This window comes from Stenotrophomonas sp. 2201_Sma, assembly GCF_056486685.1.
Window position 1 is genome coordinate 953,057 of record NZ_CM151329.1, and the last position, 17,515, is coordinate 970,571.

The window sequence follows — 17,515 nt, forward strand, 5'->3', positions numbered from 1 at the left end:
GCGTAACCCCGCTGGCCCGTGAGGGTCACCAACAGGAAGAGGAACTTGCAATGCTCAATCTCAAAATGCGCCTGGCCAACAAGCTCGAATCCGTTACGTTGCCGAACAAGCTGCAGCTGACCTTCGATGACCCGGGCGTCACGTCGGGGCCTCAGATCGTGCTCACGGTGGGCTACGAGGACGGCGCGGCAATGCGTACCGGCCGGTACTACCGCATCAACGCTGAGGAGGAGGTGCCCGCGACGGAATAGTCGCAGAGACCGCCTGATGACGGGCCGCTGCTGCAGCTTCGCGGCGGCTGATGGCATCCCGCATGTCACATAGAATCTAGGAATCTGGTAAGGAATTGATCCTGTGGTCAGAGAATCTGAAATCCGGCACCTTCTGCACGGCATTGATTCCCACGAGGTTGACGGTGAACATGGCTGGTGGGAGACGTCCGCCGGCGCGGAGTTCGGTCAACAGCGGCTGCAGGCGCTCCTGGCTTTGCTGCATGAGCGTGGCGTGCTTATCAGCGACAGCCAGTAGCGGTTACCAGCGTCGGCTATCAGCATCGGCGCTACCCCTATCGATCAGTTCACCGGTTCCAGCAGATCCTCGCGGTTGTTCCTGGGCGTGTTGACCGCCCGGCTGACCCGGTAGGCCTCCATGGATGGGGGCTCGCTGGTCAGTAGCATCGCCATCGCATCGTCGGGGCTGGCTGCCATCCACTCATCGATCTGGCTGGCCAGCAGCCAGACCGGCATGCGGTCGTGGATGTCGGCGGACACGCCGCTGCTGTCCCCGGTGATGACGGTGAAGGTTCCCAGGTTGCCTTCTGGCAGCAGCGGGCTGGTGCCTTCCCACAGGCCGGCAGCCAGCAGCGGCTCTGCCGAGTGGATGAACCATGGATCCTTTTTCCCGTCGATCGGGCTGACCGACCACTCGTAGTAGCCGGCCATCGGGATGACGCAGCGGCGCTTCTTGAACGCCGTGCGGAATGCCGGCTTGGTGGCCACTGTCTCGATGCGGGCGTTGATGGTTGAGCCCTGCAGGCCCTTGGCCTTTGCCCAGAACGGCAGCAGGCCCCACGCCAGCCGGGTGACCTGCCGGCCTTCGCCGCGGTCCAGGATCACCGACGCCCGCTGCGTCGGGGCGAGGTTGTAGCTGGGCTGGATCTCGGCCAGGCCCGGGGCAAGGTCAGCCAGCTCGGCCTGGCCGAAGTTGACGACGGGGAGCTGGACGAATCGGCCGCACATGGCCGGAGCGTAGCTCGACCTGCCGTGCCTGGGGCGTGTAGGGGTCACCCAGCCGGATGGTGCGTGCGTCTACACCTACACCGAAATGTTCACGCCTTCCTCACGGAGTTCCGGCGATTTTTGGAGCAGAGCGGTAGGGGGACTGCTAGGCGCTTAATGCCCGGGCGTTCGGCTGTGCTCACTCCCCCACGGGCTTGTAGGACTGCCGCCGTGAATCTGCTCATCTCCCTTGCCAGCCCGGCATTGGCCGCGGGCGCGTTGCTTGCTCTCGTCCATGGAATCGTTTGGGGGTGGAAAGCCCTGGCTATCCGCCGCACCCGACGACTGAGTCTTCGGTGATGGAGGCGTTTCGCTACGCCTATCAGAAGGCACGCGGCTGGCACACGCCAGTCCTTACCTCGGCGTGGGTGGGGCTCAGATACTCGCTTACTGGGGACACCGGCTACTTCAAGTCGCATGGTGGCTGGCGCATATCACGCCTCCATCGTGGCGGAGAGTCCTCTGAGTAGCCCAGGTAGGCGGACCGGCCAGCAGGACTACTGAAAGTCTTGCAGGTGGGCGCGGCTTCCCGCGATAGTTCCTTGTAACGCCATCGGATGACCCTATGAGCATCCTCAACGTCTTGCTCAGTCGCGAGCAGATGGTCATTGCCGTCGATACGCTCGCCGAGGATGCGCTGACCGGCGCCCATTCGGCGGGCGCCAAGATGCTTTTGATCCCCCAGCACAACCTCCTCCTGGCCACCCGAGGATCCGCCCAGTTCTTCCTCCGGATCTACGAGCTGGCCCTACAGGCGAGCTTCCGCGCTGAGTTCACGGTGGGACAGTTGAGCGCAGAACTCGGCTCTGTGATTGACCAGCTGTGGCCGAACTACGAGAAGGCTGTGGCCGAGGCCGGCCTGCCGATCGAGCAATTGGGAACGGAGATCGTGCTGGGTGGCTGGTCTCCACAGCACGGCAGGATGATCGCCACGGCGTATGCGAAGAGCGGCAGTGGGCAACCGGCACGCGTGCAGCCCATAACTGGCCAACTGGCGTCGCCGGGGGAGCCCCTGAAGACAGTGCCGCCGAGCATGGCCCAAGCCGAGTTGCTAGCCGCCGGGCGGCTGCAGGCGAGCTACCTCAATGAGCGTGAGGGCCGGCGGGTGGCCGGCGGCCGTCTGTTGATGGGATACCTGCAGCAAGGGCAGGCGGTGGTCAAAGATCTAGGGCCGATCTGACGCCTAGGCAGGGGAGTCGGTTGCACCGCCGGGTCCGGGGCCGATGGTAGGTCCACCCGGGGGCGCGTTAGCAGCACCGGGCCGGCACTGAATCCGAACGATTCAGGCAGGTGCCGGGTGCGTTCGCAGGTTCTGCGACCGCCGGTCGTATCCTTCCGGCCATGCTTCCTTCGCACGTCCACCATGGTTTCCGCACCGCCCCAATCCCGTGCGGATGGGTCCAGACCGGTGAGCGCTGGGCGCTCTGGTACAACGGCCGGGAGACAGCCGGCGTTGCTCCCGATGGTGCCGACGGCGTGCGCCTGTGGATGGAAGGCCAGAAGATGTGGCAGGTGAAGGAAGTGCGCGCGGCGAGCGTCCGGCAGGCGAAGCGGTACGCCGAGCGCTGGTGCGCGGCCAGGCTCTATCCCGACCTTCCCCTGCGCGAGGCCGTCGCCCGGCTGACCGACAGCACCCCGATCCAACTGCCGCCGCCACTGCCTGGCCTACCGCCAACGCGTGCGCAGCAGCAACAGGCGCGCCGCCTCGCTGAGTCTGGGGCGCTGGATCTGACACGGATCAAGGAAGCGCTGGAGCCACGCAAGCCAGCGACTATTTCAAAGCCGCGACCAAGGGACGCTCGAAAGGAATGGGTGAGGGCCGGGCTTCGTGATCTTCGTGGCCGATGAGTGCGGCGGCTTCCCGAAAACATCCTGTGCCCCCATTGCAGGACTTGGGCTGCGCTCGCCCTGCTCCTGAATTGAACTCAATCTAAGCTATTGACTACAATGCACAGTCAGCCAGCCTTCTAAGCCGGCGGTTACAGGTTCGATTCCTGTCGGGCGCGCCATTGGCGAAGCACCGGGACCGCATCGGCGGATGTGAAGAAAGGCTTGCAAAAGCGTGAGGACTCCACCAGAATATCGGACTCGCTTCGGTGGCCCGAACTTCGGTGACGGTCTCCAGGCAAGGCTTCAAAGCTCCAGCGCCGGCAGCATCGGCGATGAAGCGAATGTTTCAGTGGTGGCTGTAGCTCAGTTGGTTAGAGTACCGGATTGTGATTCCGGTGGTCGGGGGTTCGAATCCCCTCAGCCACCCCACTGATTCAACCGCATCGGCACAGCCGACACGGTGTTGCAATAAACAGAATGCACGCTATAATGTGCGTCTGAGTTTCACGGGCCGTTAGCTCAGTTGGTAGAGCAGTTGACTCTTAATCAATAGGTCCAAGGTTCGAATCCTTGACGGCCCACCAAGACAGAAGCCACCTGGTACGCCAGGTGGCTTTTTTCTTGCCTGCAGGCCGCGCGAAGCACCTTGGGTCGTGGCACGCATGCATCGATCAACGATGTTGAAAAAAAGCTTGCACCCCGTGTGCGCATCAGGTCATAATTCGCGCCCCGATTTCGGGCTGTTAGCTCAGTTGGTAGAGCAGTTGACTCTTAATCAATAGGTCCAAGGTTCGAATCCTTGACAGCCCACCAGACGAAAGCCACTTGGTCCTCCAGGTGGCTTTTTTCTTGGGTGTTCAGCGGCTGCCGGACGGCTCTGCGAGTGTGCCGATGGACACCAGGCGCCTTCCTGCTTCATGCACCAGCAACGGCAGGGCCCAGCTCAGCACCAGCAGGCTCGGCACCATCACCAGGGGCGATGCCAGCTGCATGAGCGCAGGCACCAGCAGCGACAGGCGGAACACCGCGGGTGACAGCGTCACCAGGTAGCTGCGCAGCATCCATCGCCGGTGCTGCTCGACGTCGCCACGCCGGATGCTGCGATAGCCGCAGAATGATGTGACCAACCACGCCAGGCCGGTCGCAGCGAACGCCATTTTCAGTGCCAGCCAGCCCTGGGTGGTGGCGATCAGGCCGGCGACAGCGGCGCTCCCCAGCAGGATGCCGGCCAGGTAGATCCGTCCCAGCCAGCGATGCAGCCGGGGCCGGTGTCGCCGCAGGGGACCGATGAACTGCGTGGCGCCGGCCAGCATGGCCAGGCTGCCGCCGGCGACATGCAGCCACAGCCAGTTGCGACGCTCCCAGAACATGCCATAGGCCTCGGCGCTGACCTGCCCGTAGCGTTGTGCGGTGACCCACAGGAAGTGCAGCGCGACTGCAAGGCCGAGCAGCCAGACGAGTGTGGACCAGCCGGGCATCCGGGCCTGCAGGGGCGTGCGGAGTGGGGGGCGTTCCATCGGGGCAGACCGGGTGGCGGCAACGGCACGAGTCTACGCGCACGTGTTGGCGCCTGCGCGTGGGTGCCTGGACTGCGTATTCAGGTTTGTCATGCCTTCCGCTTTGTGCACCCGCCTGCGACAATGACCGCCTGTGCCGGCCACGCGAAAGTGGCGGAATTGGTAGACGCCCTGGATTTAGGTTCCAGTGCCGCAAGGCGTGGGGGTTCGAGTCCCCCCTTTCGCACCAGTGCCGGCCTGCCTCCGCCCCCCGCCGGGCGTTCCCGAGGCGCTTGCCCGGCCTGCGCTGGCAGTGCACGCCGAATTGGGCGAAACTAAAGGGCTGCGGCAAGCAGGCGCGTCCCGGACGCCGTCACCTTACAACCGTTTCATCCATCATCGAGCCGGAGGCCAGAGCGCCACCGGTGGCAGGAGTCAACATGCAAGCTTCGATCGAATCCATCGGCAACCTGGAACGCCGCCTGAGCTTCTCGCTGCCGGAAGACCGTCTGCAGAGCCACATCAACGGCCGCCTCGGCGAAATCGCCCGTACCACCCGCATCAAGGGTTTCCGCCCGGGCAAGGTGCCGGCCAAGGTGATCGAGCAGCGCTTCGGCGCGCAGGTCCGTGGCGAGGCGCTGGACGGCCTGCTGCGCGAAACCTTCGACGCGGCCGTGCGTGAGCACGATCTGCGCATCGTCGGCAGCCCGCGCATCGACAAGGGCGACGAGGGTGAGTTCTCCTTCGTGGCCACCGTGGAAGTGGTGCCGGACTTCGGTGACATCGACGTCAGCAAGCTGACCGTGGTGCGCCACACCGCCGAGATCACCGACGCCGACATCGACCAGATGATCGAGAACCTGCAGAACCAGCGCCGCACCTGGGCACCGGTTGCGCGTGGTGCGCAGGATGGCGACCTGGTCGCGGTCGAAACCTGGTCCCAGGCCGGCGAAGAGCGCCTGCCGGCCGAAGGCACCGAGAAGGGTTCGATCGTGCTCGGCCAGGGCATGATGTTCGAGACCATCGAAAAGGGTCTGGTCGGCCTGGCCAAGGGCGAGGAAAAGACGCTGGACGTCGATTTCCCGGCCGACTGGCGCGTGCCGGTGCTGGCCGGCAAGACCGTGCAGGTCACTGTCAAGGTTGCCGAAGTGTCCGAGCCGGTGGTGCCGGCGGTCGATGAGGCCTTCATCAAGAGCTTCGGCGTGAAGGGTGGTGATGTCGAGCAGTTCCGCAGCGACATCCGCGCCAACCTGGAGCGCGAGCTCAAGGGCGCGCTGATGAACCGCCTGCGCCGTGAAGTGGGCGAGCAGCTGATCGCCGCCTATTCCTCGGTGGAAATGCCGCCGCGCCTGGTCGAGAACGAAGCCCGCGCGATGCTGGCCCAGCAGGTCGAGCAGATCCGCCGCAGCGGCCGCAACCCGGGCGAGATCCCGGCCGATGCCCACGAAGGTTTCAAGGACGCCGCCGCCAAGCGCGTGCTGGTCGGCCTGCTGGTCGGCGAAGTGGCGCGCACCAACGATCTGCGCCTGGAGCCCAAGCGCCTGAACGAAACGCTGCGTCTGATCGCCTCGACCTACGAAGAGCCGGAGCAGGTCATTGAGATGTACCGCAACGACCCCCAGCTGATGTCTGGTCTGCAGAACCGTGTGATGGAAGAGCAGGTGATCGACTGGATCGCCGAGCGCGCCCAGCACACCGAAGAGAAGCTGTCGTTCCAGGACGCGATCCGCCAGTAAGTCCGGGCGGATCACCGTATGCCCCGCGCCCCTGCCGGCGCGGGGTTGTTTCCCCCCAAGATAGGTACCTCACGTAATGGACAACCGAACCAAAGCCCTGAACCTGGTTCCGATGGTGGTCGAGCAGACCAGCCGCGGCGAGCGTGCCTACGACATCTATTCGCGCCTGTTGAAGGAGCGCCTGATCTTCCTCGTGGGCCCGATCGACGATCACATGGCCAACGTGGTGGTGGCGCAGTTGCTGTTCCTGGAATCGGAGAACCCGGAGAAGGACATCAACATCTACATCAACTCGCCGGGTGGCGTGGTCACCGCCGGTATGGCGATCTACGACACCATGCAGTACATCAAGCCGAATGTGAGCACCACCTGCATCGGCCAGGCGGCCTCGATGGGTGCCCTCCTGCTGGCTGCAGGTGAAGCCGGCAAGCGCTATGCGCTGCCCAATTCGCGCGTGATGATCCACCAGCCGCTGGGGGGTTACCAGGGCCAGGCGACGGACATCGACATCCACGCGCGCGAGATCCTGACGCTGCGTTCGCGCCTGAATGAGATCCTGGCCCGCCACACCGGCCAGTCGCTGGAAACGATCGCTCGCGATACCGAGCGCGACAACTTCAAGAGTGCGGTCGAAGCGCAGGCCTACGGCCTGGTCGACCAGGTCCTGGAGCGTCGCCCGGATGAGTCGGTCCAGGCGGGTTGAGCCGCCTTCACGGGGCCAGGCAGGCCTCGTTCCTGCAGGGTCGGGCGGGACTGGTGTCCCTCCGGCCCTGTGCTATTCTCGAATCGAACCCCCGTTCAGCGGGTGGGGTAACTGGGTAAGCGAAGCATGAGCGAAGACCGCCAAGGTCGTTCCACGGACACCGGCAAGATCCTCTACTGCTCTTTCTGCGGCAAGAGCCAGCATGAAGTGCGCAAGCTGATTGCGGGTCCGAGCGTGTTCATCTGCGATGAATGCGTGGAGCTGTGCAACGACATCATCCGCGAAGAACTTGAGGAAAAGGCGCAGTCGGCGCGCAGCTCGCTGCCGAAGCCGCGCGAGATCCTCGAGGTCCTCGACCAGTACGTGATCGGCCAGAACCGTGCCAAGCGCACCTTGGCCGTGGCCGTATACAACCATTACAAGCGCATCGAGAGCCGGCAGAAGAACGACGACGTCGAGCTGGCGAAGTCGAACATCCTGCTGGTCGGTCCGACCGGTTCGGGCAAGACCCTGCTGGCCGAAACCCTGGCCCGCCTGCTCAACGTGCCGTTCACCATGGCCGACGCCACCACGCTGACCGAAGCCGGTTACGTGGGCGAGGACGTGGAGAACATCATCCAGAAGCTGCTGCAGAAGTGCGACTACGACGTCGAGAAGGCGCAGCAGGGCATCGTCTACATCGATGAGATCGACAAGATCTCGCGCAAGAGCGAGAACCCGTCGATCACCCGCGACGTGTCCGGCGAAGGCGTACAGCAGGCCCTGCTGAAGCTGATCGAAGGTACCGTGGCCAGCGTGCCGCCGCAGGGCGGTCGCAAGCATCCGCAGCAGGAGTTCCTGCAGGTGGACACCAAGAACATCCTGTTCATCTGCGGCGGCGCGTTCGCCGGCCTGGACAAGGTGATCCAGGCCCGTTCCACCGACGTGGGCAGCATCGGCTTCGGCGCCAAGGTGAAGAGTGCCGAGCGCAAGCAGGAAGTGGGCAAGCTGCTGGCAGAAGTCGAGCCGGAAGATCTGATCAAGTTCGGCCTGATTCCCGAGTTCGTCGGCCGCCTGCCGGTGGTGGCGACCCTGGAGGAGCTGGACGAGCCGGCCCTGATCAAGATCCTGACCGAACCGAAGAACGCCATCACCAAGCAGTTCAAGAAACTGTTCGAGATGGAGAACGTCGAACTGGAGTTCCGTCCGGACGCCCTGTCGGCCATCGCCCGCAAGGCGCTCAAGCGCAAGACCGGCGCCCGTGGCCTGCGCACCATCGTCGAATCGGTGCTGCTGGACACCATGTACGACCTGCCTTCGCAGGAAAACGTCAGCAAGGTGGTGGTGGACGAATCGGTGATCGAGCACAAGTCCGAGCCGTACCTGATCTACCAGACCCCGGCGGCCCCTGAACAGAAGGCCGCAGGCGCCGAGTGATTCTTCCAAGTTGTTGATTGGAAAGAATTTTAAAGGAATGCCTTGCATCTGAAAGCCGATGGCCCCATAACGGGGCCATCGGCTTTTTTTGTCTCCGGAAGATGTCCTCCCGGAGGCGGTTTTCCCCTTCCCTGGAGCCCCCATGGCCCGTTCCCCAAGTGAAACCCTCGACCTGCCGGTCCTGCCGCTGCGCGACGTAGTGGTGTTCCCGCACATGGTCATCCCGCTGTTCGTCGGCCGTGACAAGTCCATGCACGCGCTCGAACAGGCAATGGAGGCAGACAAGCGCATCCTGCTGCTCGCACAGAAGTCCGCCGAGACCGACGACCCGCATGCGGCCGATCTCTACCAGGTCGGTACGCTGGCGCAGGTGCTGCAGCTGCTGAAGCTGCCCGATGGCACGATCAAGGTGCTGGTCGAAGGCCTCTCGCGCGTGCAGGTGACCCATGTCGACGAACGCAACGGTTCGCTGCACGGCCAGGCCGTGGAGATCGACGCTGCGGACGAGCGCGAGCCGCGCGAGATCGAGGCGATCGCCCGCTCGCTGATGTCGCTGTTCGAGCAGTACGTGAAAACCAACCGCAAGCTGCCGCCGGAGCTGCTGCAGACCCTGGCCGGGATCGACGAGCCTGCGCGCCTGGCCGATACCATCGCCGCCCACATCAGCGTGCGCCTGGCCGACAAGCAGCGCCTGCTGGAAACGCTGGCCGTCGGCGAGCGCCTGGAGATGCTGGTCGGCCTGGTTGACGGCGAGATCGACGTGCAGCAGATGGAAAAGCGCATCCGCGGCCGCGTGAAGTCGCAGATGGAGAAGAGCCAGCGCGAGTACTACCTTAACGAACAGATGAAGGCCATCCAGAAGGAACTGGGTGACCTCGACGACGCGCCGGGCGAGCTGGAAGAGCTGGCCCGCAAGATCGCCGAAGCGGGCATGCCGAAGGCCGTGGAAGCCAAGGCGCGCAATGAACTGAACAAGCTCAAGCAGATGTCGCCGATGTCCGCTGAGGCGGCGGTCGTGCGCAATTACCTGGAGTGGCTGCTGGGCGTGCCGTGGAAGAAGCGCACCAAGGTGCGCAAGGACCTGAAGGCTGCGCAGGACACGCTCGATGCCGACCATTACGGCCTGGAGAAGGTCAAGGAGCGCATCCTTGAATACCTGGCGGTGCAGTCGCGGGTGAAGCAGATGAAGGGCCCGATCCTGTGCCTGGTCGGGCCCCCGGGCGTGGGCAAGACCTCGCTCGGCCAGTCCATCGCCAAGGCCACCAACCGCAAGTTCGTGCGCATGTCGCTGGGCGGCGTGCGTGATGAGGCCGAGATCCGTGGCCACCGTCGCACCTACGTCGGCTCCATGCCGGGCCGCATCGTGCAGAACCTCAACAAGGTCGGCAGCAAGAACCCGCTGTTCGTGCTCGACGAGATCGACAAGATGTCGATGGACTTCCGTGGTGATCCCTCCTCGGCGCTGCTGGAAGTGCTCGATCCGGAGCAGAACAACGCATTCAACGATCACTACCTGGAAGTGGACCTGGATCTGTCGGAAGTGATGTTCGTGGCCACCTCGAACTCGCTCAACATTCCGGGCCCGCTGCTGGACCGCATGGAAGTGATCCGCATCCCCGGTTACACCGAGGATGAGAAGCTCAACATCGCGACCCGCTACCTGGTGCCCAAGCAGATCAAGGCCAATGGCCTGAAGCCGGAGGAACTGGAAATCGGCAGCGATGCGATCCAGGACATCGTGCGCTACTACACCCGCGAGTCGGGCGTGCGCAATCTGGAGCGCGAGATCGCCAAGATCTGCCGCAAGGTGGTGAAGGAGATCGCGCTGGCAGGCCCGCAGCCGGTGAAGGCCAGGAAGGGCGCGAAGAAGGCCAAGGCGCTGGTCACGGTGACCGGCAAGAACCTGGACAAGTACCTGGGCGTGCGCCGCTTTGATTTTGGTCGCGCCGAGGAAGAAAACGAGATCGGCCTGGTCACCGGCCTGGCCTGGACCGAAGTCGGTGGCGACCTGCTGCAGATCGAATCGACGCTGGTGCCAGGCAAGGGCCAGTTGATCCTGACCGGCCAGCTCGGCAACGTGATGAAGGAATCGGCTTCGGCGGCGCTGTCGGTGGTGCGTTCGCGCGCCGATCGTTTCGGCATCGACAGCGACTTCCTGCAGAAGCACGACGTGCACCTGCATGTTCCGGACGGTGCCACGCCGAAGGACGGCCCGAGCGCCGGCGCGGCGATGGTGACCTCCCTGGTCTCGATGCTGACCAGGGTGCCGGTGCGTGCCGATGTGGCGATGACCGGCGAAATCACGCTGCGTGGGCGGGTCACCGCCATCGGTGGACTGAAGGAGAAGCTGCTGGCTGCACTGCGTGGCGGTATCCGCACGGTCATCATTCCCGAAGAGAACCGCAAGGATCTGGCCGACATCCCGGCCAACGTCACCCGTGATCTGAAGATCGTGCCGGTGAAGTACATCGAAGAAGTGCTTGATCTGGCATTGGAGCGTCCGCTGGCACCGAAGAAGGCGCGCAAGAGTGCGCAGCGCGTCACGGTACGTAGCAAGGCGAAACCGAGTGGAAACGCGCGCGTCAAGCACTGACGCGCGTTGCCGAATGGCCTGAAACCCGCGTCGTTGCTGGCTTTCCAGCTTGCGTGGGGGTAGGGCCACTGGTATAAAAGCAGCACTCGCAAATGAGTGATCGCTGTTGGCGATCTCTGAATCGGCGAACCGTTTCCACATGGCGATCGCGCGCAGATGGCGTGCGGTTGCTTCCCTGTCGAATCCGCGGAACCCACCGCCAAAGGAGTTGTAGAGAATGAACAAGACCGAATTGATCGACGCCGTTGCTGAAGCTGCCGACCTGACCAAGGCCGAGTCCAGCCGCGCTGTCGATGCCGTCGTTGCTGCCATCACCAAGGCGCTGAAGGACGGCGATGCGGTCACCCTGGTTGGCTTCGGTACCTTCCAGGTCCGCGACCGTGCAGCCCGCACCGGCCGCAACCCGAAGACCGGCGACACCATCAAGATCGCTGCTTCGAAGAATCCGTCCTTCAAGGCTGGCAAGGCCCTTAAGGATGCTGTAAACTAAGCGGCTCGCTGGGGTGCTTAGCTCAGCGGTAGAGCGTCTCCTTTACACGGAGAGGGTCGGGGGTTCGAAACCCTCAGCACCCACCACAGCACCGCGGTAAAAGTTTGAGTGTGGAGCGGTAGTTCAGCTGGTTAGAATGCTGGCCTGTCACGCCGGAGGTCGCGGGTTCGAGTCCCGTCCGCTCCGCCACTTCAACGAGGCCTCCGGCCAAAAGCTGGAGGCTTTGTTTTCTCCCTGATCCTGATCGGGAAGAGAACACAAGCAGCACAACGCGGAGCGGTAGTTCAGCTGGTTAGAATGCTGGCCTGTCACGCCGGAGGTCGCGGGTTCGAGTCCCGTCCGCTCCGCCATTACATCGAGGCCCCCGGCCCAAAGCTGGGGGCCTTGTCTTCTCCCCGGCCTGTCCGGGACGAAGGCAGAAGGGTTGTCGCAAGCACGGAGCGGTAGTTCAGCTGGTTAGAATGCTGGCCTGTCACGCCGGAGGTCGCGGGTTCGAGTCCCGTCCGCTCCGCCATTGCGAAGTTCTTAAGTCCCCGTGAAAAAACTTTGAAAAAAGTGTTCATCGGGCTGGGTTTCCAGGGTGTCTTCGGATATACTGGGCGCCTGCAAAGTTTCAAGCGCGGAGCGGTAGTTCAGCTGGTTAGAATGCTGGCCTGTCACGCCGGAGGTCGCGGGTTCGAGTCCCGTCCGCTCCGCCAACTTTCAAAAGCCCTCGGCGAATGCCGGGGGCTTTTTCTTTGCGCGCATGTCGCCCTTGGCGTTTTTGGTCCCTGCGACGAAGCGGGTTACACTGCCGGGCTCGCCAATCAGGCCTTGTGATTCCTCACCATGCTGCAGAAACTCCGCGACAAGACCTCAGGCTGGATCGTCACCGTGATCCTGGGGCTGCTGATGATTCCGTTCCTGTTCGTGATCGACAACAGCTACCTGGGTGGCGTTGGCGCACAGAACGTGGCCAAGGTTTCCGCACCGCCGACCTGGTGGCGTTCCGCGCCGTCGTGGTGGCCGGTACGCATGCTGTGGCAGCACCATGAGATCAGCGCGCAGGATTTCCGCACCCGTTTCGAGCAGGAGCGCATGCGTGAGCGCCAGCAGCAGGGCGACAACTTCGACCCGCGCGCGTTCGAAAGCACCGAGAACAAGCTGGCGGTCCTGGATCAGCTGATCGACGAGCAGGTTGTGCGCCTGGTCGGCGAGCAGGCAGGTGTGGTGATTGGCGATGGCGCCGTGCGCGAGTACATCACGTCCATGCCGGCGTTCCAGGGGCCGGATGGCAAGTTCAACGAGAACAGCTACCGCCTGGCGCTGGCCGGCGGCAATCCTCCGCGTACCCCGACCCAGTTCCAGGAACTGGTGCGCGAGAGCCTGCAGCAGTCGGTGATTCCGGCCGGACTGCAGAACTCCGGTTTTGTCACCCAGGCCGAGACCGAACGCCTGTTGAAGCTGCTGGGCGAAACCCGTGATGTCGAGCTGGCTGCGCTGCCGCCGGTGCCGGCTGACACGGCCCCGGTGACCGATGCGCAGATCAAGCAGTGGTACGACAGCCATGGCAAGGATTTCCGCCAGGCCGAAACCGTTTCGCTGGAGTATGTCGAGGTCAACGGTGCCAACCTGCCGGCGCCGACGCCGGCCGACGAAGCCACCCTGCGCAAGCGCTACGAGGAAGAAAAGGCCAAGTTCACCTCTCCGGAGCAGCGCCAGGCCGCCCACATCCTGATTACCGGCGACGGTGCTGAGGCCAAGGCGAACAAGCTGGCGGCCCAGGCAAAGGCGGCGGGTGCCGACTTCGCAGCCCTGGCCAAGGCCAACTCCGAGGATCCGGGCTCCAAGGACCAGGGCGGTGACCTGGGCTGGGTGGAGCGTGGCGCGATGGTCAAGCCGTTTGACGATGCCCTGTTCGCGGCCAAGGCCGGCGATGTGATCGGTCCGGTCAAGACCGAATACGGATACCACATCATCAAGGTGGCCGCGGTACGCGGCGGCGAAGGCAAGTCGTTCGAGGACGTGCGCGATACGCTGGCCGCCGAACAGCTCAAGGCCGACGGTGAGCGCGGTTTCAACGAGCTGGCCGGCCGTCTGGTCGATGCCATCAACAAGAGCCCGAGCGACCTGGCTGCCGCAGCCAAGGAAGTGGGGCTGCCGCTGCAGACCCTGGGACCGATCACCCGCGCTACCGCCAGCGGCATCGCCAGCGACCCGGCCGTGCTGCGCGCCGCGTTCTCGGACGTGCTGGTGCAGGACGGGACCGCCAGCGATCCGATCGCCCTGGGAGGCGCCACCAACCACAGCGTCGTGATCCGCGTCGCGGCCCACACGCCGGAGCAGGCGCTGCCGCTGGAGAAGGCCCGCGAGCAGGTGATCGCCGCGATTCGTGCCGACCGCCAGCGCCAGGCCAGCGACAAGGCGGCCGAAGCGCTGCTGGCCAAGTTGAAGGGCGGTGCCACCCTGCAGTCGCTGGCTGCCAGCGAAAAGCTGCAGCTGAGCCCGATGCCGGGCCTGCCGCGTGGCCAGCCGGTGCCGACCCCGGAAATCAACAGCGCGATCTTCAGCGCGCCGGTACCCACCGCAGGCAAGCCGACCTACGGCAAGGTCGACGTCAACGGCCGTGCGCTGGTGTTCGCGGTGAACAAGGTCAATCCGGGCGACATCAAGGACGTGACCGCCGAGCAGCAGAAGCAGCTGAAGGAACAGTTGAGCCAGATCGACGGCATGGCCGCAGCCAAGGCCTACATCGACGCGATGCGCAAGAAGTTCGTGGTGCAGACCACCGAAGCGAATCTGTAAGCCCACGGCGGGCAGAACGGAAAGGCCCGGCATTGCCGGGCCTTTTTCGTGGGCGGGTGCCCGGTAGCAGGAGGATCGCGCGGCGCTGCTGTGCGCCGGTCAGTCTTCCAGGCGAAGCACCGCGCCCGGCTTGAGCACGCTGCTGCCACTCAGGCCATTCAGCGACAGCAGCGCCTTGACCGGCATGCCGTAGCGCCGGGCAATGGTCCAGGCCGACTCGCCGTTGCGCACCGTATGCCGACGGCTGCGCGGACGGTCGACGGCGGCGGCGACGGTGCGGGCAACCTGCGGCGCTGGCGAGGCAGCGGGGGCAGAGGTGGGCGAAACCGAGGCCGCCAGCGCCGTCGTGCTGTCCACCACGTCGGCGGTCGCCGCTGCGACAGGGGCCAGCACCCGGGTGGTGCCCGTGGGGCGGCCACCGGCGGCCAGGGCGGGATTCAGGCGGGCGATGCGTGCCGGGTCCAGTGAGCGCTGGGCGGCCCACTGCTGGACGCTGGTGCCGGCCGGCAGGGCATGATCCTTCAGCACCGGCACGGTGCGGTCCAGCGAGGCCATGACGCCCGGCTGTTCTTCCACGTCTTCCAGCACGCAGGCCAGGGCGTGAAGCTTCTCGACGTAGGCATAGGTGACCGGCGACAGGCCGGGCAGGGCCGATGGCGTGGCGTTCTGCGCATTCATGCCCGCCTTGCGCAGCGCCTGCAGCACGCGATATTCGCCAGCGTTGTAGGCCATGGTGGCCAGCCGCCAGTCGCCGCCGAACATGCCGTGCAGGGTTTTCAGGTAGCGCACCGCGGCCTGGGTCGAATCCACCGCCGACAGGCGGCCGTCGTAGCCGTTGGCCATCGGCACGCGATGGTTGCGGGCGGTGGTGGCGATGAACTGCCACAACCCGGTCGGTCCGCTGCCATTGCGGGCATTGGGCCGGTAGCCGCTTTCCACGAAGGGGATCAGCGCGAATTCGGTCGGCAGGTTGGCCTTGCGCAGTTCTTCGACCACATAGCCGAACAGGACCAGTGCATCGTCATCCTGGTTGGCCAGGCGCGAAGGGGCGTGCGCGAACTGCTTCTGCCAGCGCGGGCTGGTGGCCTCGGCGTCGCAGGTGGGTTCAGCCAGGCCATCGCGGAAGCTGGAGAAGATCTCCTGGCCATTGCGCACCGATGCAGGTGGCAGCGAAGAGGCATCCAAGGGCAACGCAGCAGCGGCGGTGAGATTCTGGCCGATGCCAGCGCCCAGCGACTGCGCGCCTGCGGTTCCAGCCAGCCCCAGAGCGATGCCCAGGGCCAGCGGCAGACTTCGGCGCATCATGCGCGGAAGCCGTCTTTCCAATGCCGGAGACCGGCCATGACATCGACATCGTCAACGACGTCGCGCCCCAGGTGCGCCGACACCGCCGCGCGGATCGGCGCGGTGTGCACACGCAGGAACGGATTGCAGTCCAGTTCGTTGGCCAGGGTTACCGGCAGGGTGGAACGGTCATCGCGGCGCATGGCCAAAGCCTCCTCTTGGCGCTGCCGCAGGGCAGCGTTGGCGGGGTCGACATGCCGCGCGAAGACGGCATTTGACACGGTGTACTCATGGGCACAACAAAGCAGCAGTCGTGCAGGCAAGGTACCCAGCGTGCGCATCGATGCCAGCAGCTGGGACGGCGTACCTTCGAACAGGCGTCCACAGCCCAGGCTGAACAACGAATCTCCGCTGAAAAGATGTTCAGCAGTGTGAAACGCGATGTGGCTGCGGGTATGCCCGGGCACGGATAGTACGTGGAACGTCCGGCCCAGTGCCTGAACGCGTTCACCTTCGCCGACGCGTTCGGTGGCGGTGGTGATGCGTTCCTCCACCGGTGCGACCACCCGCGCGCTGGGAAAACGGGCACGCAGGGCCGGCACGCCACCGATGTGGTCGTCGTGATGATGGGTCAGCAGGATGGTATCCACGCGCAGGCCCTGTTCGGCCAGCGCGAGCACCGGCGCGGCATCACCGGGATCGACGACGATGGCAGCGCCTTCATCATCGATCAGCACCCAGATGTAGTTGTCCGCAAATGCGGGCAGGGCAGTCAGTCGCATAGAATTGGACCATGCCCGCGCTGCAGAGCACCCGTCAAGCGAGCCTGGCCCCGTGGTTCGACAGCGAGCCGGCGGCGGCCCTGCGCGTGCTGGAGCGGCAACTGCTGTTGCCACAGCTGTCGGTGCTGCCCGCACAGCCCTGGATGTGGATCGCGCCGAGCGCTGCCTGGCTGGAAGATGCGCAGCCGGGCGGGCGCGGCCTGCGCCTGTACCGCAATGGCGGCCGCTATGCCGGCGATGCGTGCTGCGGTCTGCCGCTGCCGCTGGCCACCGAAAGCGTCAATGCCATCGTGCTGCAGCACGTGACGGCCGCTGATGCCGACCAGCTGCTTGACGAGTGCGAGCGGGTGCTGATGCCCGGCGGCCATCTGTGGTTGAGCAGCCTTAATCCGTTCAGTCCGTTCCGCACCCACTGGCGCCAGCATGGCCTGACGGTGCGTACGCCGCAGCGGATCCGCCAGCTGCTGGGTCGTCACGGGCTGGACTGCGACGACATGCGCTACCTGGGCCCGCTCTGGCAGGGCGCCGGCAGTCGTGGCCGCGGGGGGTGGGCCCCGCTGCGCGCGGCCTGCCTGTTCCATGCCGAAAAACGTACGTTGGCCCTGCCCGGGCCGACACCGCTGCCGGTGCGCTGGCATGGCACCGTTGCTACCTGATTCTGGAGCTGTATTGAAAACCATCGAAATCCATACCGACGGATCCTGCCTCGGCAATCCCGGTCCCGGCGGCTGGGCCGCGTTGCTGCGCTACAAGGACCACGAGCGTGAACTGAGCGGCGGCGAAGCGCATACCACCAACAACCGGATGGAACTGATGGCGGCCATTTCCGGCCTGGAGGCGCTGACCGAGCCCTGCAACATCGTGCTGTTCACCGACTCCCAGTATGTGCGGCAGGGCCTGACCCAATGGATGCCGGGCTGGATCCGCAAGAACTGGAAGACCGCCGGAGGTGATCCGGTGAAGAACCGCGAGCTGTGGGAGCGGCTGCATGCGGCCACGCTGCGGCACCAGATCGACTGGCGCTGGGTGAAGGGGCATTCCGGCGATCCGGACAATGAACGCGTCGATACGCTGGCGCGCAATGCCGCCATCCAGATCCGCGATGCCAGCCCGGTAAACTGAGC

The 17,515-nt window shown here is 64.8% G+C and carries 15 protein-coding genes and 9 tRNA genes; 20 read left to right on the forward strand and 4 right to left on the reverse strand.

All coding sequences use genetic code 11. The features are described from left to right. Window positions 1-50: 50 nt before the first annotated feature. The gene (locus tag ACZLIF_RS04380) at window positions 51-251 is read left to right on the forward strand and encodes a hypothetical protein (protein WP_128988104.1); all 201 of its coding nucleotides are present in this window, start codon (window positions 51-53) and stop codon (window positions 249-251) included. 321 nt (window positions 252-572) lie between these two features. Here ACZLIF_RS04380 and ACZLIF_RS04385 read toward each other — a convergent pair whose 3' ends face one another. Further along, window positions 573-1,238: an SOS response-associated peptidase gene (locus ACZLIF_RS04385; protein WP_128988103.1), complete on the reverse strand. Its 666-nt coding sequence runs from the start codon at window positions 1,236-1,238 to the stop codon at window positions 573-575. A gap of 604 nt (window positions 1,239-1,842) precedes the next feature. On the opposite strand from ACZLIF_RS04385, the gene ACZLIF_RS04390 reads away from it, so the two are divergent. The 5 genes from ACZLIF_RS04390 (at window position 1,843) to ACZLIF_RS04410 (ending at window position 3,920) form a co-directional block, all read left to right on the forward strand. Next, window positions 1,843-2,457: a hypothetical protein gene (locus ACZLIF_RS04390; RefSeq protein ID WP_128988102.1), complete on the forward strand. Its 615-nt coding sequence runs from the start codon at window positions 1,843-1,845 to the stop codon at window positions 2,455-2,457. A 161-nt stretch (window positions 2,458-2,618) separates the two neighbouring features. Continuing rightward, window positions 2,619-3,125: a hypothetical protein gene (locus tag ACZLIF_RS04395; RefSeq protein ID WP_128988101.1), complete on the forward strand. Its 507-nt coding sequence runs from the start codon at window positions 2,619-2,621 to the stop codon at window positions 3,123-3,125. Between the two features lie 334 nt (window positions 3,126-3,459). Next, window positions 3,460-3,536: transfer RNA gene (locus ACZLIF_RS04400), tRNA-His, on the forward strand. Window positions 3,537-3,615: 79 nt separating this feature from the next. Then, window positions 3,616-3,691, forward strand: a tRNA-Lys gene (locus ACZLIF_RS04405). A gap of 153 nt (window positions 3,692-3,844) precedes the next feature. After that, window positions 3,845-3,920 (forward strand) — tRNA-Lys (locus ACZLIF_RS04410). A 44-nt stretch (window positions 3,921-3,964) separates the two neighbouring features. Here ACZLIF_RS04410 and ACZLIF_RS04415 read toward each other — a convergent pair. After that, on the reverse strand, window positions 3,965-4,624 hold the full coding sequence (locus ACZLIF_RS04415) for a DUF2306 domain-containing protein (RefSeq protein ID WP_128990849.1): 660 nt from the start codon (window positions 4,622-4,624) through the stop codon (window positions 3,965-3,967). 144 nt (window positions 4,625-4,768) lie between these two features. Here ACZLIF_RS04415 and ACZLIF_RS04420 point away from each other — a divergent pair. From ACZLIF_RS04420 to ACZLIF_RS04475, 12 genes are all read left to right on the forward strand, one after another. Further along, window positions 4,769-4,853: transfer RNA gene (locus tag ACZLIF_RS04420), tRNA-Leu, on the forward strand. A gap of 190 nt (window positions 4,854-5,043) precedes the next feature. Next, window positions 5,044-6,339, forward strand: a complete 1,296-nt coding sequence (tig, locus tag ACZLIF_RS04425; protein WP_053520350.1) for a trigger factor — start codon at window positions 5,044-5,046, stop codon at window positions 6,337-6,339. Window positions 6,340-6,415: 76 nt separating this feature from the next. Continuing rightward, window positions 6,416-7,042, forward strand: a complete 627-nt coding sequence (gene clpP, locus ACZLIF_RS04430; RefSeq protein ID WP_053520351.1) for an ATP-dependent Clp endopeptidase proteolytic subunit ClpP — start codon at window positions 6,416-6,418, stop codon at window positions 7,040-7,042. 126 nt (window positions 7,043-7,168) lie between these two features. Continuing rightward, on the forward strand, window positions 7,169-8,458 hold the full coding sequence (gene clpX / locus ACZLIF_RS04435; protein WP_053520352.1) for an ATP-dependent Clp protease ATP-binding subunit ClpX: 1,290 nt from the start codon (window positions 7,169-7,171) through the stop codon (window positions 8,456-8,458). A gap of 142 nt (window positions 8,459-8,600) precedes the next feature. Further along, a complete protein-coding gene (gene lon / locus ACZLIF_RS04440; protein WP_053520353.1) occupies window positions 8,601-11,051 on the forward strand; it encodes an endopeptidase La in 2,451 nt (816 codons plus the stop codon). A gap of 217 nt (window positions 11,052-11,268) precedes the next feature. Continuing rightward, entirely contained in the window at window positions 11,269-11,541 is a 273-nt protein-coding gene (locus ACZLIF_RS04445; RefSeq protein WP_005408270.1) for an HU family DNA-binding protein, read from the forward strand. 11 nt (window positions 11,542-11,552) lie between these two features. Next, a tRNA-Val gene (locus tag ACZLIF_RS04450) sits at window positions 11,553-11,627 on the forward strand. A 26-nt stretch (window positions 11,628-11,653) separates the two neighbouring features. Next, a tRNA-Asp gene (locus ACZLIF_RS04455) sits at window positions 11,654-11,730 on the forward strand. 84 nt (window positions 11,731-11,814) lie between these two features. Next, window positions 11,815-11,891 (forward strand) — tRNA-Asp (locus tag ACZLIF_RS04460). Window positions 11,892-11,978: 87 nt separating this feature from the next. Further along, window positions 11,979-12,055 (forward strand) — tRNA-Asp (locus ACZLIF_RS04465). 107 nt (window positions 12,056-12,162) lie between these two features. Further along, a tRNA-Asp gene (locus ACZLIF_RS04470) sits at window positions 12,163-12,239 on the forward strand. Between the two features lie 130 nt (window positions 12,240-12,369). Beyond that, the gene (locus ACZLIF_RS04475; protein ID WP_065182466.1) at window positions 12,370-14,325 is read left to right on the forward strand and encodes a peptidyl-prolyl cis-trans isomerase; all 1,956 of its coding nucleotides are present in this window, start codon (window positions 12,370-12,372) and stop codon (window positions 14,323-14,325) included. A gap of 99 nt (window positions 14,326-14,424) precedes the next feature. On the opposite strand, the gene ACZLIF_RS04480 is transcribed toward ACZLIF_RS04475, so the two are convergent. Then, window positions 14,425-15,630, reverse strand: coding sequence for a lytic transglycosylase domain-containing protein (locus tag ACZLIF_RS04480; RefSeq protein WP_053519050.1), 1,206 nt, complete (start codon window positions 15,628-15,630; stop codon window positions 14,425-14,427). After that, on the reverse strand, window positions 15,627-16,391 hold the full coding sequence (gene gloB / locus ACZLIF_RS04485) for a hydroxyacylglutathione hydrolase (protein ID WP_065175946.1): 765 nt from the start codon (window positions 16,389-16,391) through the stop codon (window positions 15,627-15,629). The genes ACZLIF_RS04480 and gloB overlap by 4 nt, the downstream gene beginning before the upstream one ends. An 11-nt stretch (window positions 16,392-16,402) precedes the next feature. Between gloB and ACZLIF_RS04490 the strand changes: the two genes are divergently transcribed. Together ACZLIF_RS04490 and rnhA are read left to right on the forward strand one after the other, a co-directional pair. Then, on the forward strand, window positions 16,403-17,047 hold the full coding sequence (locus ACZLIF_RS04490; RefSeq protein WP_053519054.1) for a methyltransferase domain-containing protein: 645 nt from the start codon (window positions 16,403-16,405) through the stop codon (window positions 17,045-17,047). Between the two features lie 13 nt (window positions 17,048-17,060). Next, window positions 17,061-17,513, forward strand: a complete 453-nt coding sequence (gene rnhA, locus ACZLIF_RS04495; protein WP_053519056.1) for a ribonuclease HI — start codon at window positions 17,061-17,063, stop codon at window positions 17,511-17,513. Window positions 17,514-17,515: the final 2 nt, after the last annotated feature.